Source organism: Shewanella halifaxensis HAW-EB4 (genome assembly GCF_000019185.1).
Lineage (GTDB): Bacteria > Pseudomonadota > Gammaproteobacteria > Enterobacterales > Shewanellaceae > Shewanella > Shewanella halifaxensis.
The window spans coordinates 35,444-50,458 of the sequence record NC_010334.1 but is presented as its reverse complement, the minus strand read 5'-3'; the positions used below and the strand labels follow the sequence as shown (position 1 = coordinate 50,458).

At 46.2% G+C, this 15,015-nt stretch carries 11 protein-coding genes, 1 tRNA gene and 3 rRNA genes; 4 read left to right on the top strand and 11 right to left on the bottom strand.

The features are described 5' to 3' along the window. The first annotated feature begins 28 nt into the window (after nt 1–28). Together SHAL_RS00225 and SHAL_RS00220 are read left to right on the top strand one after the other, a co-directional pair. Entirely contained in the window at nt 29–1,234 is a 1,206-nt protein-coding gene (locus SHAL_RS00225; RefSeq protein ID WP_012275175.1) for a S41 family peptidase, read from the top strand. Between the two features lie 69 nt (nt 1,235–1,303). Further along, the gene (locus tag SHAL_RS00220; RefSeq protein ID WP_012275174.1) at nt 1,304–1,996 is read left to right on the top strand and encodes a divergent polysaccharide deacetylase family protein; all 693 of its coding nucleotides are present in this window, start codon (nt 1,304–1,306) and stop codon (nt 1,994–1,996) included. Here SHAL_RS00220 and SHAL_RS00215 read toward each other — a convergent pair. The 6 genes from SHAL_RS00215 to SHAL_RS00190 form a co-directional block, all read right to left on the bottom strand. Further along, on the bottom strand, nt 1,982–2,431 hold the full coding sequence (locus SHAL_RS00215; protein ID WP_012275173.1) for an Rrf2 family transcriptional regulator: 450 nt from the start codon (nt 2,429–2,431) through the stop codon (nt 1,982–1,984). The genes SHAL_RS00220 and SHAL_RS00215 overlap by 15 nt on opposite strands. Before the next feature lie 51 nt (nt 2,432–2,482). Further along, complete coding sequence (locus tag SHAL_RS00210; protein WP_012275172.1) at nt 2,483–2,737, bottom strand: YkgJ family cysteine cluster protein; 255 nt, start codon at nt 2,735–2,737, stop codon at nt 2,483–2,485. A gap of 318 nt (nt 2,738–3,055) precedes the next feature. Then, nucleotides 3,056–3,132 (bottom strand) — tRNA-Asp (locus SHAL_RS00205). A gap of 100 nt (nt 3,133–3,232) precedes the next feature. Then, nucleotides 3,233–3,348: ribosomal RNA gene (rrf, locus tag SHAL_RS00200) — 5S ribosomal RNA — on the bottom strand. A 142-nt stretch (nt 3,349–3,490) separates the two neighbouring features. Then, a 23S ribosomal RNA gene (locus SHAL_RS00195) occupies nt 3,491–6,385 on the bottom strand. A gap of 389 nt (nt 6,386–6,774) precedes the next feature. Then, nucleotides 6,775–8,317: ribosomal RNA gene (locus SHAL_RS00190) — 16S ribosomal RNA — on the bottom strand. Together the 16S, 23S and 5S rRNA genes with 1 tRNA gene alongside form the textbook arrangement of a ribosomal RNA operon. A gap of 646 nt (nt 8,318–8,963) precedes the next feature. On the opposite strand from SHAL_RS00190, the gene SHAL_RS00185 reads away from it, so the two are divergent. Then, entirely contained in the window at nt 8,964–9,521 is a 558-nt protein-coding gene (locus SHAL_RS00185; protein ID WP_012275171.1) for a gamma carbonic anhydrase family protein, read from the top strand. A 45-nt stretch (nt 9,522–9,566) separates the two neighbouring features. Here the strand turns inward: SHAL_RS00185 and SHAL_RS00180 are convergent, their stop codons facing one another. From SHAL_RS00180 to SHAL_RS00160, 5 genes are all read right to left on the bottom strand, one after another. Then, nucleotides 9,567–9,845 (bottom strand): DUF1488 family protein, encoded by a 279-nt coding sequence (locus SHAL_RS00180; RefSeq protein ID WP_012275170.1) that lies wholly within the window; start codon nt 9,843–9,845, stop codon nt 9,567–9,569. Nucleotides 9,846–9,875: 30 nt separating this feature from the next. Then, the gene (gene aroE / locus SHAL_RS00175) at nt 9,876–10,697 is read right to left on the bottom strand and encodes a shikimate dehydrogenase (RefSeq protein WP_041415778.1); all 822 of its coding nucleotides are present in this window, start codon (nt 10,695–10,697) and stop codon (nt 9,876–9,878) included. Between the two features lie 108 nt (nt 10,698–10,805). After that, a complete protein-coding gene (gene hemF / locus SHAL_RS00170; protein ID WP_012275168.1) occupies nt 10,806–11,720 on the bottom strand; it encodes an oxygen-dependent coproporphyrinogen oxidase in 915 nt (304 codons plus the stop codon). A 21-nt stretch (nt 11,721–11,741) separates the two neighbouring features. Further along, the gene (gene tsaC / locus SHAL_RS00165) at nt 11,742–12,305 is read right to left on the bottom strand and encodes an L-threonylcarbamoyladenylate synthase type 1 TsaC (protein WP_012275167.1); all 564 of its coding nucleotides are present in this window, start codon (nt 12,303–12,305) and stop codon (nt 11,742–11,744) included. 87 nt (nt 12,306–12,392) lie between these two features. Then, nucleotides 12,393–12,956 (bottom strand): DNA topoisomerase family protein, encoded by a 564-nt coding sequence (locus SHAL_RS00160; protein WP_012275166.1) that lies wholly within the window; start codon nt 12,954–12,956, stop codon nt 12,393–12,395. A 136-nt stretch (nt 12,957–13,092) separates the two neighbouring features. Here SHAL_RS00160 and SHAL_RS00155 point away from each other — a divergent pair, with 136 nt between their 5' ends. Beyond that, on the top strand, nt 13,093–14,865 hold the full coding sequence (locus SHAL_RS00155; RefSeq protein ID WP_012275165.1) for a collagenase: 1,773 nt from the start codon (nt 13,093–13,095) through the stop codon (nt 14,863–14,865). The last annotated feature ends 150 nt before the right edge of the window (nt 14,866–15,015 follow it).

Below are 15,015 nucleotides of genomic sequence, written 5' to 3'. Positions count from 1 at the left end.
ATAACCCCTTAATATATGAGGGGTTAATATGTCACAGTGCATTCGTTACTTTTGCTGTCTTGCAGTGGGGTTAGCATTAGGGTTATCGGTTACCCTATCCGGACAAGAACACACCCAAGAATATAAGTCTCACTTAAGTTACCCAGTGCTTCTCGATATCATCGACACTGTAGAGACCTATTACGTACAAAAATTCACAGAAGAGGAACTTATAGAGGCTGCCATCGAAGGCATTTTCAATAAGCTCGATCCCTACTCAAGCTTCCTAGATAAACAAACCTTTACCAGTATGCAAGAGCTCAACAGTGGTGAATACTTCGGTTTTGGTGTTGAAATAGCGACTGATAACGACCAAATTACCATAGTTACGCCTTTCGCAGAGTCACCTGCAGAAGCGGCTGGGATTAAACCGGGTGACCGAGTCATCAAACTCAATAAACAACGAGTTACCGCAGAGAAACTAGAGAGTATTCTCAATGAGATCAAGCAGCATAGCTTAGATAACCAGCCCATTGAACTTGAGATGGTGAGAGCCAACTCAGATGTACACTACTCTGTTACCATCAGTCCGAGCCTTATCGCAATAAACTCTGTCGAGGCCGAGATCCTCGACAATCAGATTGGCTATATCCGTCTTTCGAGTTTTCAAGAGAATACCACTCAAGAGCTTGTCAAACAGCTATCAGCTTGGCAATCAGAGAAGCTAAACGGCATTATTCTTGACCTTAGAAATAACCCTGGAGGGCTACTAGACCAAGCAATTACCGTTGCCGACATATTCCTCGACAAGGGACGGATCGTGGCGACTGAGGGGCGCTTCTTCGATGCAAATTCTGACTATTACGCCTCACCGCAAACTATGGCAACTAACATTCCGCTATCGGTACTGATAAATAAAGGCTCTGCGTCTGCATCTGAAGTGCTAGCAGCAGCCTTACAAGAAAATGGTCGAGCCAAGTTAATCGGCCAAACTAGCTTTGGCAAGGGCACCATACAAAGTCTTATTCCGACCCTGATGGATGGCAATGCCATTAAGCTAACAATAGCCAAATACACGACACCAAACGGTAAAGACATTAACTCGAAAGGTATTGAACCAGATATAAAAATCGAACTAGAAGCTGTATCAGATGAGGAAAGTATGCCTATAATCGAAAAAAATTCACTCCGTGAGTCTGTTGCTCAAGATAAATTGGTCAGCTCGGCTATAGCATGGATTCAAGCAGAAAAATAATAACCTGTGCGCTACTTTCTATTATTCATCTTTTTATTGTTACCAAGCTCGAGTGTATTCGCCAGCAAAATGGCCATCATTATTGATGATCTCGGATATCGTCAATCTGATAAGGCGGTGTTGAGTTTGCCCGCCAACATCACTCTTTCTATATTGCCGCACACGCCATTAGGCCAAAGTCTCGCCCGAGAAGCTTACCTACAAGGGAATGAAGTTTTAGTCCACCTGCCGATGCAAGCGCTAAATGGCAAGGCTATTGGTCCCGGCGCTTTAACTAACACTATGAGCGAAACAGAGTTGAAGACCCAAATAGCAGACTCTATCAATAGCGTACCTAACGCTAGCGGCGCTAATAATCATATGGGAAGTTTGCTGACCCAGCTTAATAGCCCCATGCGTTGGGTTATGGAGTCGTTGCAGCAGCACAATTTATATTTTATCGATAGCATGACGACCAAATATACTCGAGCAGGTGCAATAGCGGAGTCAATGGGTGTACCACTATTAAGAAGGGAGATATTTCTAGATAACGATAGATCGCCAGCAGGATTAGAAAAACAGTTTAACTATGCTATTTCTTTGGCACACACTAAGCGCAATATTGTGGTCATAGCGCACCCATACCCAGAAACAATCGAGTTTCTCAATGAGAATCTACACCGTTTGCAGAGTAGTAATATCGACTTGGTGCCCACCTCACAGTTATTACCGCAACGTGTAGCCACCAAATCATTAGCAGACCAAGCGTTACTGCAAGATTGAGATAGACAGATCTGGCAGTAGCGACTTAAGCTCTTGCTTGTTTGTTACTATCATATCTAGAGTATAGGCATCTAGCACAGCCAAATAAGCATTAACGGCATCGCCTAATGCTCCCTTTAGCTTACAAGCTGGGGTAAACAAGCAATATGGCTTACTGCAGTCGATAGGCGCCAAAGAGTTTTCTAAAGCCCGTACCACCTGACCGATATTGATTTCAGCTGCAGGTTTAGCAAGTTTAAAACCGCCACTCTTACCACGAACGGTTTGCAAATAGCCTAGCTTCCCCAAATGATGTACAACCTTAGAAATATGGTTGGCAGACAGGTCAAATACTTCTGTGATCTCAGAGATACGGAAAAGCGACTCTCGCTCGGAGTTCACCGCTAAATACATCAGCGTTCTTAAGCCATAATCTGTGTAACGAGTTAACTGCATCGATTAACAATCCGTAAAATAAGTATCTGAACGAAAATTTCTAAAGGTTTTTTAGGCGCTTGTAGCCATTTCTAAAGACCCGATTAACCACAGAGCTTCAGCATTGGTTTTACCACAAGCGTCTTCGGTTGCCGCGAACAAACCGCATACGGCAGGTCTTTGTTGCTGTCCGAACAATTTACATAAGTTGCTATCATCTAGCTGTATACATCTAATCCCTGCCGGCTTTCCATCTGGCATACCTGGAATAGGAGTAGTAATAGATGGCGCAATGCAACATGCACCACAACCTAAACGACAATTCATCTTATAACCTTAGTTCTTACGGCACCCATTATAGCTCTATAAACTAGTAGAGAGTTGTATCACTTCACATACTATACAGCAAGGCATTAATCAGTTTGTAAATCCGTGATCAGTATGCGACTTTCTATTGAACTTTTTACGCACAATGAAAAGCCTCTGAACTATTTTCAATAAGAAGTGCTGAAGCTTTCACCTTTGTTTATTAAATAACGGATACGAAAAAGCCCTAACATTCTTTATAAACAAGAAGCGTTAGGGCTTATCGTCATGCTTAAACGAAAAAAGCCTCATCTTTCGATGAGGCTTTCGTCTTTATGTTGGCGGAGCGGACGGGACTCGAACCCGCGACCCCCGGCGTGACAGGCCGGTATTCTAACCAACTGAACTACCGCTCCTTTAGCAAAGTGCTTACGCATAATGCTAAATTCTTTTTAAGTCGCTAGCTTGTCAGGGCTAGGAGACTCGCTTATCTCTTTGAGTTAAGCAATGTTTAGCGCCTGGAAATGACCTACTCTCACATGGGGAGACCCCACACTACCATCGGCGATACTGTGTTTCACTTCTGAGTTCGGAATGGATTCAGGTGGTGCCACAGCTCTATGGTTTCCAGACAAATTCGGTAAATTTGAAAAGCTGTTACTCGCTAGCGCAAGTAATTGAAATTATTTTTGAGTTCACACTACATTAAGTGCTTAAATTCTAACTCTGGTGTCTGTTGAAACATCAGTCTCATACAAAACCCATTAGGGTTGTATGGTTAAGCCTCACGAGTCATTAGTACAAGTTAGCTCAACGCCTCACAACGCTTACACACCTTGCCTATCAACGTCCTAGTCTCGAACGGCTCTTTAGAGGAATTAAATTCCTAGGGATGACTCATCTTAGGACTCGCTTCCCGCTTAGATGCTTTCAGCGGTTATCGATTCCGAACGTAGCTACCGGGCAATGCCATTGGCATGACAACCCGAACACCAGCGGTTCGTCCACTCCGGTCCTCTCGTACTAGGAGCAGCTTCCTTCAATCATCCAACGCCCACGGCAGATAGGGACCGAACTGTCTCACGACGTTCTGAACCCAGCTCGCGTACCACTTTAAATGGCGAACAGCCATACCCTTGGGACCGACTTCAGCCCCAGGATGTGATGAGCCGACATCGAGGTGCCAAACACCGCCGTCGATATGAACTCTTGGGCGGTATCAGCCTGTTATCCCCGGAGTACCTTTTATCCGTTGAGCGATGGCCCTTCCATACAGAACCACCGGATCACTATGACCTACTTTCGTACCTGCTCGACGTGTATGTCTCGCAGTTAAGCTGGCTTATGCCATTGCACTAACCGTACGATGTCCGACCGTACTTAGCCAACCTTCGTGCTCCTCCGTTACTCTTTGGGAGGAGACCGCCCCAGTCAAACTACCCACCAGGCACTGTCCCGAACCCCGATTCAGGGGCCGCGGTTAGAACATCAAAACTACAAGGGTGGTATTTCAAGATTGACTCCACTCCATCTAGCGACGAAGCTTCAAAGTCTCCCACCTATCCTACACATGTAGGTTCAATGTTCAGTGCCAAGCTATAGTAAAGGTTCACGGGGTCTTTCCGTCTAGCCGCGGGTATACGGCATCTTCACCGCAATTTCAACTTCACTGAGTCTCGGCTGGAGACAGCGTGGCCATCATTACGCCATTCGTGCAGGTCGGAACTTACCCGACAAGGAATTTCGCTACCTTAGGACCGTTATAGTTACGGCCGCCGTTTACCGGGGCTTCGATCATGAGCTTCTCCGAAGATAACCCAATCAATTAACCTTCCGGCACCGGGCAGGCGTCATACCGTATACTTCCTCTTGCGAGTTTGCACAGTACTGTGTTTTTGATAAACAGTTGCAGCCACCTGGTATCTGCGACTCTCGGCAGCTTAGGGAGCAAGTCCCATCACCACTAAGAGCGTACCTTCTCCCGAAGTTACGGTACCATTTTGCCTAGTTCCTTCAGCCGAGTTCTCTCAAGCGCCTTAGTATTCTCTACCCGACCACCTGTGTCGGTTTGGGGTACGATTCCTACTAACCTGAAGCTTAGAAGATTTTCCTGGAAGCATGGCATCAACTACTTCATCACCTTAGTGACTCGTCATCAGTTCTCAGCCTTAAGTACACCCGGATTTGCCTAAGTGTACAGCCTACAACCTTAAACGCGGACAACCAACGCCGCGCTAGCCTAGCCTTCTCCGTCTCTCCATCGCAGTTAGCAGAAGTACGGGAATATTAACCCGTTTCCCATCGACTACGCCTTTCGGCCTCGCCTTAGGGGTCGACTCACCCTGCCCCGATTAACGTTGGACAGGAACCCTTGGTCTTTCGGCGAGGGGGTTTTTCACCCCCTTTATCGTTACTCATGTCAGCATTCGCACTTCTGATACCTCCAGCGTGGGTTACCCCTTCACCTTCAACGGCTTACAGAACGCTCCTCTACCGCACTAGTGCAAGCACTAGTACCCATAGCTTCGGTGTATTGCTTAGCCCCGTTAAATCTTCCGCGCAGGCCGACTCGACTAGTGAGCTATTACGCTTTCTTTAAATGATGGCTGCTTCTAAGCCAACATCCTAGCTGTCTAAGCCTTCCCACATCGTTTCCCACTTAGCAATAACTTTGGGACCTTAGCTGATGGTCTGGGTTGTTTCCCTTTTCACGACGGACGTTAGCACCCGCCGTGTGTCTCCCGTATAGTACTCATTGGTATTCGGAGTTTGCAAAGGGTTGGTAAGTCGGGATGACCCCCTAGCCTTAACAGTGCTCTACCCCCAATGGTATTCGTACGAGGCGCTACCTAAATAGCTTTCGAGGAGAACCAGATATCTCCCGGTTTGATTGGCCTTTCACCCCCAGCCACAAGTCATCACCGCATTTTTCAACATACGTGTGTTCGGTCCTCCAATTGATGTTACTCAATCTTCAACCTGCCCATGGCTAGATCACCGGGTTTCGGGTCTACACCTTGCAACTAAACGCGCAGTTAACACTCGGTTTCCCTACGGCTCCGCTATTCGCTTAACCTTGCTACAAAATGTAAGTCGCTGACCCATTATACAAAAGGTACGCAGTCACGGTCTCAAGAACCGCTCCCACTGCTTGTACGTATACGGTTTCAGGTTCTATTTCACTCCCCTCACAGGGGTTCTTTTCGCCTTTCCCTCACGGTACTGGTTCACTATCGGTCAGTCAGGAGTATTTAGCCTTGGAGGATGGTCCCCCCATGTTCAAACAGGATGTCACGTGTCCCGTCCTACTCGTTTTCACGTAAAGTTAGTTTTCATGTACGGGGCTATCACCCTGTGCCGCTGTGCTTTCCAACACATTCCACTAACACCCTCTACGCTTAAGGGCTAATCCCCGTTCGCTCGCCGCTACTAGGGGAATCTCGGTTGATTTCTTTTCCTCCGGGTACTTAGATGTTTCAGTTCCCCGGGTTCGCCTCACTACACTATGTATTCATGTAGTGATACATGCTTATGCATGTGGGTTTCCCCATTCGGACATCGTTAGCTCAAATGCTTGTTACTAGCTCGCCAACGCTTTTCGCAAGTTACTACGTCCTTCATCGCCTCTGACTGCCAAGGCATCCACCATATACGCTTAGTCACTTAACCATACAACCCAAATAAGTCTCTATGAGAAATACTCGTTGTCTTGAGCGGGTAAGCTCAACACAGCCGTACTGTAACTAATGGTTTCTACTTTCGCCAAAATTAGAATTTTTATCTTATTGCTCAACAAGTTAATGTTAAACAACAAGCTAAGACACTTAATGTTAAGTGTTTTTAGAACTCAATTTTTTAATTTCGCGCTAATCCTATAAATAACAACACGATAAATCGTAACTGTTATCCCTTTCAGATTAACACTATCAGCTTTCCAAATTTTTAAAGAACGATATCAACTGCAACTAAGGCAGGATATTTTGTCGCTCATCTCTACAAGTAGAGACAAACAAGCAATCTGTGTGAACACTCAACAACGATCAAGTTAGTCGTATAGGTAAGGAGGTGATCCAGCCCCAGGTTCCCCTAGGGCTACCTTGTTACGACTTCACCCCAGTCATGAACCACACCGTGGTAAACGCCCTCCCGAAGGTTAAGCTATCTACTTCTGGTGCAGCCCACTCCCATGGTGTGACGGGCGGTGTGTACAAGGCCCGGGAACGTATTCACCGTAGCATTCTGATCTACGATTACTAGCGATTCCGACTTCACGGAGTCGAGTTGCAGACTCCGATCCGGACTACGACCGGCTTTGTGAGATTAGCTCCACCTCGCGGCTTCGCAACCCTCTGTACCGACCATTGTAGCACGTGTGTAGCCCTACTCGTAAGGGCCATGATGACTTGACGTCGTCCCCACCTTCCTCCGGTTTATCACCGGCAGTCTCCCTAAAGTTCCCACCATTACGTGCTGGCAAATAAGGATAAGGGTTGCGCTCGTTGCGGGACTTAACCCAACATTTCACAACACGAGCTGACGACAGCCATGCAGCACCTGTCTCAGAGTTCCCGAAGGCACTAAGCTATCTCTAGCGAATTCTCTGGATGTCAAGAGTAGGTAAGGTTCTTCGCGTTGCATCGAATTAAACCACATGCTCCACCGCTTGTGCGGGCCCCCGTCAATTCATTTGAGTTTTAACCTTGCGGCCGTACTCCCCAGGCGGTCTACTTAATGCGTTAGCTTGAGAGCCCAGTGTTCAAGACACCAAACTCCGAGTAGACATCGTTTACGGCGTGGACTACCAGGGTATCTAATCCTGTTTGCTCCCCACGCTTTCGTACCTGAGCGTCAGTCTTTGTCCAGGGGGCCGCCTTCGCCACCGGTATTCCTTCAGATCTCTACGCATTTCACCGCTACACCTGAAATTCTACCCCCCTCTACAAGACTCTAGTTTGCCAGTTCAAAATGCAGTTCCCAGGTTGAGCCCGGGGCTTTCACATCTTGCTTAACAAACCGCCTGCGTACGCTTTACGCCCAGTAATTCCGATTAACGCTTGCACCCCTCGTATTACCGCGGCTGCTGGCACGAAGTTAGCCGGTGCTTCTTCTGCGAGTAACGTCACACCCAAACGCTATTAACGCTTGAGCTTTCCTCCTCGCTGAAAGTGCTTTACAACCCGAAGGCCTTCTTCACACACGCGGCATGGCTGCATCAGGCTTTCGCCCATTGTGCAATATTCCCCACTGCTGCCTCCCGTAGGAGTCTGGACCGTGTCTCAGTTCCAGTGTGGCTGATCATCCTCTCAGACCAGCTAGGGATCGTCGCCTTGGTGAGCCATTACCCCACCAACTAGCTAATCCCACCTAGGTTCATCCAATCGCGGAAGGCCCGAAGGTCCCCTCCTTTCCCCCGTAGGGCGTATGCGGTATTAGCAGTCGTTTCCAACTGTTATCCCCCTCGACTGGGCAGATACCTAGGCATTACTCACCCGTCCGCCGCTCGTCACCTCAGGAGCAAGCTCCCTTGTGTTACCGCTCGACTTGCATGTGTTAGGCCTGCCGCCAGCGTTCAATCTGAGCCATGATCAAACTCTTCAATTAAAGTTTTTTTGCTTCTTCCACCTTACAAGTAAGGTTAAATCAGCGGCTCAACGAATTCTGTATTACATATTGCTATGAACACTCATTCATTAAGTAATTTTTTGATTGCCTCGTGAGAGGCAATTTCGAATAACTTAATCTCTGTGAGTGTCCACACAGATTTGCTTGTCATATTGTTAAAGAGCGTGCTAATCCTATTAAGAACAAGTCTTTCAGTTAGCAGCCTAAGACGCTAGGTCGTTGGCTTGAGGAGGCGTATTCTACACTCTCCAGTGGCGGCGTCAAGCGCTTATTTTAAGAAGTTTTTCAAGCGCTGATTTCTTAAGCAGAAGTCAAAACCCGAAGCTCTTAAAGCGTTTGTCACCTGAATCAAATCTCCGTGGAGTTTTAACTCTCACTCTATTCTTTTTCATAAAGAGAAGGGAGTGACTGATTGTGCTGCAAGTCCCGTACTATCTAGCGTTTACGCTGGGTAGTTGGCCTGCTGTGCCGTGTCAGTGGGGTCGCATTATAGGGAGTTTCTAGATGAGCGCAAGGGTGATATTGAATAAAACGGTCTATTTATTACTGTTTGCTGACAAAACACCCTGACCAGCTACTTTTTAGGCATTATAATGCAAAAAAACGCCATTTTAAGGACTTTTAGATGCCTAGTTCAAGAAACCATAATTCACTGCGCCCGTATAAAGGGATAGTGCCAACACTAAAAAGTAATGTTTATGTTGATGAGGCTTGCGTTCTAGTCGGTGATATCACTCTAGATGATGACGCCAGTGTTTGGCCTTTAGTCGCTGCACGGGGTGATGTTAATCATATCTATATAGGTAAGAGGTCGAACATCCAAGATGGTACCGTGTTGCATGTTACCCGCAAGTCGCCCTCACTACCTGACGGTCACCCGCTGATTATTGGGGATGATGTCACGATTGGCCACAAGGCTATGTTGCATGGCTGCCGAGTCGGTAATCGTATTTTGGTCGGTATGGGAGCGATCATCTTAGATGGTGCAATATTAGAAGATGATGTCATCCTTGGCGCTGGTTCTCTCGTACCGCCAGGAAAAGTATTAAAGAGTGGTTTTCTATATGTAGGTAGCCCAGCTAAGCAGGCTCGTCCACTTACAGATGCTGAGCTAGCCTTCCTGCCGCAATCTGCTGACAATTATGTCAGGCTGAAGAATGAATATTTGCAAGAAGGTGAGTAAACAAGGGTTAACGACATAGCTTCCTATATCTCCTATATAAAGCCGCTATAAAAGAATAACTTTACCTTGCTCATCGAACGCCTCCTGTTCGATGAGAGCTTCAACCTCTTCCTCTATATCAAATCGATATTCATCAAATAAGGCTAGTACCTTACTCTCAATATCTTGCTCATCTGGCTTTATCGTTGCTGATGACAATGATGTGAGTTTTGCTAAGCTAATTCGACACTCGACATTAGCCCCTTGCACTTGTGCCGGGAAAATAATGGTTTGGCTTTGTTGATCCCAATCTTGCAGATCCGGAAATAGAATACTTTGGTTCATCTTTATCTCGATTAAAGCTCTGACTTTCGTTTAGCCTATGAGTTCTGATCTAAGCTGAGCCAGAACAGGCTCAACACTGGGTGTCACCTTGCGCCAAATGGAAAAACTTGCTGCGGCTTGTCCCACCAGCATGCCTAAGCCATCTATTGTTTGGCCTGCTCCTAGTGATTTCGCCCACAGATTAAAAGCCGTCGACTGTTTGCCATACATCATATCGTAGCAAACGGTATGCGGCGCAATGGTATCAGGACTAATGTTTGGCACTTCACCAGATAAACTTGAAGAGGTTGAGTTAATAATAACGTCATAGCTTTGCCCTACATGAGTTATTGGTAGAGATGTTACATCACCATAGCTTGTAAAGATCTCCACTAACGCCTCTGCCTTTGCTTGAGTGCGATTGACAATCGTCAACTTAGCAATGCCAGAGTGTAATAATGGCAACACACTACCTCGCGCAGCACCACCCGCACCAATTAATAGAACCTGTAGCCCACACAAGTCTCCTAAATTTCTCTTTAGGTCGGCGACTAAACCTAGGCCATCGGTATTATCGCCGCGAATTTTACCATCGGCTAATACTGATAAGGTATTCACCGCTCCAGCCAGCTGAGCTTGCTCGCTGAGTTCATCGCACAGGCTAAACGCTTGCTCTTTAAATGGGACAGTAACATTTGCGCCATACCCCTCATTAGCAGCAAACTCTTTAAAGCTTGCCTCAAATGCATCGATGGGCGCTAAGATGGCCTCATAACTTAATGACTGTCCAGTCTCTTTGGCAAACATTGTATGAATTTTTGGAGACTTACTGTGCCCTATCGGATTACCAAATACTGCATATCGTTCAGTCATGTTCTCTACTCTAGCCATCCAAAAATAGTAGTGTAACGTGGATTTTGACTCAGGCAAGCGACTCTACCCCAGTTATTTTCAGCTCCGCGTTGTGCCTTTACCGTCTGTTTAAAGGGTTAACCAATCTCTTGGTTTGAGATAGTCACTATAAAGCGCCGCTTCTGCACTACCCGCTTCAGGCGTGTAAGCATACTCCCAACGCACTAACGGCGGCATAGACATTAGAATCGACTCGGTGCGTCCTCCAGTTTGCAGACCAAACAGGGTGCCACGATCATAGACTAAATTGAATTCAACATAACGACCACGACGATAGAGTTGGAATTGACGTTCATGTTCACCATATACAGTATCTTTACGGCGCTCAACAATAGGTGCGTAAGCAGTTAAGAAACCATTACCGACGGCCTGCATAAAGGCAAAGCTAGTATCAAAACCTTGCTTGTTAAGGTCATCAAAGAACAATCCCCCCACACCACGGGTTTCATTGCGGTGTGGAAGGAAGAAGTATTCATCACACCACTGCTTATATTCAGGATAAATCTCGTCGCCAAAAGGCTCACACAATGACTTAGCGCTTTGGTGCCACTCAACCACATCTTCTAGATAAGGGTAGTAAGGTGTTAAGTCAAAACCCCCACCAAACCACCATACCGGATCGGCCCCATCTTTATGAGCAATGAAGAAACGTACATTGGCATGCGTCGTTGGAATATGAGGATTATTTGGGTGAATAACTAAGGACACCCCCATAGCTTCAAAACTGCGACCAGCAAGTTCAGGGCGATGCGCCGTTGCCGATGCGGGCATAGACGCCCCCATTACATGGGAAAAGTTAACGCCAGCTTGTTCAAAGACAGTACCACCAGTCAACACACGGCTTTGACCACCGCCCCCCTCTTCACGCTTCCAAGCGTCTTCAGCAAATTTTGCCGAACCATCTAGGGCCTCGAGTCCATTACAAATTCGATGTTGAAGATCTAGTAAGAAAGCTTTTACTAGTGTTGAATCTGGTGCATTCATATCATTCCTCGTTGAAGCTGATTAGCCTTTTCTTATAACTTGTCCACTCTTGGCATCGATAATTGTTGATGGCGACGCCTGAATCCCTAAGTCACCTATCACCAAGCCCGCAATAATACCTTCAAACTGCTGCTTAACCGCGGCTCCAGATAATGCAGGGTCTTGGCCTGTCAAGTTTGCGCTTGTTGAAACTATCGGTTTATTAATTGCTGCACATAAGGCTTTAACGCCCTCATGGGCAGTCACTCGCACAGCAATCGAGTCAAAACTGCCACTTAGCAAATTAGAAAGACCAGGCTTAACCGGCATAATAAAGGTGAAAGGTCCCGGCCACTTGCTATGAACAAACGCTAACTGCTCTGCGCTTAACTGAGATTCATCAATATAAGGCAATAATTGCTGATAATCGCCAGCGACCAAAATGAGGCCTTTCTGCCAAGGGCGCAGTTTTATTTCCAATAAGCGTTCAATGGCATCGTCATTGTCGGGATCACATCCTAAGCCATATACCGCCTCTGTTGGATAGGCGATGACGCCACCTTGTTCAACAAGCTCTGCGACGTCTGCAGGCAATACTTCTAACATTTGTCTCTCTTCACCTTATATTAATCCGCGCGATGTATGTCGCTATGATTATGCAAAAGCGGCATTAGTGAAAGTTAATATGACTATTTAAACAGGGCGCTTATATTTACAAGTCTTTTCAGGGCACTCTAGGCGCATACCTGCCGCCCCTTTGCGTTCAACTAAAATACCACAGCCACAATCAGGGCAGGTTTCTGCGACAGGAGGATAGTTGACTAAAAACTTACACTTTGGATAAGCACTGCAGGCGTAAAAGGATTTACCAAAGCGACTGGTTCTGTGTTCGATATGTCCCTTTTTACACTTAGGACAGGCTATCTCATCTTCAGCATCAGCTTTATCATGTTTTTCGATATGACTGCAGGCTGGATAGTTAGTACAGCCAATAAAAATACCAAAGCGACCTGACTTCACAGCCAGCTCATTGCCACAGTCAGGACAAACCGAGCCTTGAATCACCTGTGTTTCGATTGACTCATGCTGCACCAACGGCCTTGTGTAGTCGCAGCTTGGATAGTTATTACATCCAATAAAACCACCGTGCTTACTGTGCTTTACCGACAACTCACAGCCACACTTAGGGCACAGCTCAAACTCTTTCTCAAGAGCGTGCTCGTGCGTAGTAAACAGTTGCTGATCGATTTTAGCCATGGTTATCTCAATTCATCTATATAGCGCTATTCTACCAAGGAATCGATTAAGTTTTATATTCCAGTGTTAGAATTTCGTAAAAAGCAATGATATATTGTATTCAATACAATAAAGGGATAAATATAAAGGGATAAAAATGAATACACCCTCTAAGTTCGCTATTACTATTATAGCGAGTCTGCTAGCCTCTCTCTCTGGCTGCGCCAGTGTTAAGCAGCAAAACGCCAACCCACAACTCGTTAATCAGATTAACGCCGCATCAGAAACAGCACTGTTTGATGCCCAAAGCCCACTATTAACGACTGATGCGTTTACTCAAGCCAGCTTTGCGCTTGCGAGCAGCAAAGACATTGCGGTGATTGATAAACTGCTTTACTACTTTCGAGCCTTCAGTTACTACGGGCCAGTAGATGACTTAAGTGATGCTGATATTGCAGCTTTAGCTGAAGCACTTGAAGAGATCAGTGATTCTGGACTTCTCGATGTTCAAGTCCGCTTACAAGAGCAATATGCCGTCACCCTATACCGTTATTTTGCTAATAACGACGCAGCCCCTGCCTTAGCTCCGTTACTGCCTCAGTTAGAGGTACAACTAAAGCAATTGGCAGCATCAACACCCAATAAAGCCAATGATTATGCACTACTAGAAACCTTAAAGGCCTATGGATTCTTACTTAACAAGAGCCGCAAAGAGGTCGATGGTGAACTAAACAAAGTATTGTTAGCTACAGACTTAAACAGCGCCCTTATTGATTTTGCAGCAAGCGCAGAAAGTATTCGCGCAAACAACGACTGGCCACGCACTAATGCCTACTGGGCATTAGCCCTTTATCGTTTAGCACTACCATCATCAGAAGATGGCGAAGACACAGAGCAAGAGCTAGCCCTCGACGCCGCTGTTGCGGCGATTGCTAAAGCCGATGTAACACTTCGTGGTGATGCCGCTAAAGATGCTTATACTGCAGGCTTTCACGTCAACGTATTTGCTGGCCAAGAACTGTGTGAGGAAAATAGCGATATATGCCGTATTCCAGAACTTAAAACCGCGCTCCCCATTGAACATCACTGCTCTGACAGCTTATTTATACTGACTCAAGATCTCAACGAGCAAGAGCTTGCCGAGAGCTGTAAAAAGCTAACATCACAAGAGTCTAACTTCCACAGTGTGCTAAAAACCCAGCTTAAGCCTGCACCAAATGACTTTAATACCGCCCTTAGGGTCGTCGCGTTTAAGAACTGGAGCCAGTACCACCTTAATGGCCAGCTCATCTTCGATATCAATACCGATAATGGCGGTATGTATATTGAAGGCACGCCTTCAAAACCCGGCAACCAAGCGACCTTCTTTGCTTACCGCCAATGGTGGATTGAGCCAGAATTCAAAGTCTGGAATTTGAACCATGAATATGTGCACTACCTAGATGGTCACTTTGTAAAATACGCTGGCTTTGGACACTTTCCTGAGAAAATGGTCTGGTGGTCAGAAGGTTTAGCCGAATACATCTCTAAAGGTGATGACAACCCTTCTGCTCTTCGTGTTATTAAGCGTGACATCGGAGAAGCTCCTACATTAGAAGAGATCTTTGCCACCGAATATAAAGATGGCCAAGATAGAACCTATAAATGGAGCTACATGGCGATTCGTTTTCTGGTTGAAAACTACCATAGCGAGTTTGTTCAGCTGAGCCACTACTTGAAAACGGACTACTTTGAAGGCTATGACCAGTTGATGGCCTCCCTTACTCAGCATCAAGCACAGTTTTCAACTTGGCTAGACACTCAAGTTGGCGAGTTTGATGATAACGAAGAGAAAACTAAGCCAAGACTGCACAAGCAGGGTCGTTATGACTACCGAGACTATTTGCAGCCACAGCATTTAGCTCATGGCGAGAACCACCTGAAGTTCTAGTCTGTGGCTGAAAAGTTCCCTCCAATCTACCCCTTAAGAACAGGGGCTGCGCTGGAGGGAGTAACAGCTTCTATACACAAAGCCAATTTGTGTCCATCCATGGCAAATTGGCATAAGTGTTCTGACCTCTAGGGATAGAGGAAATGCGAA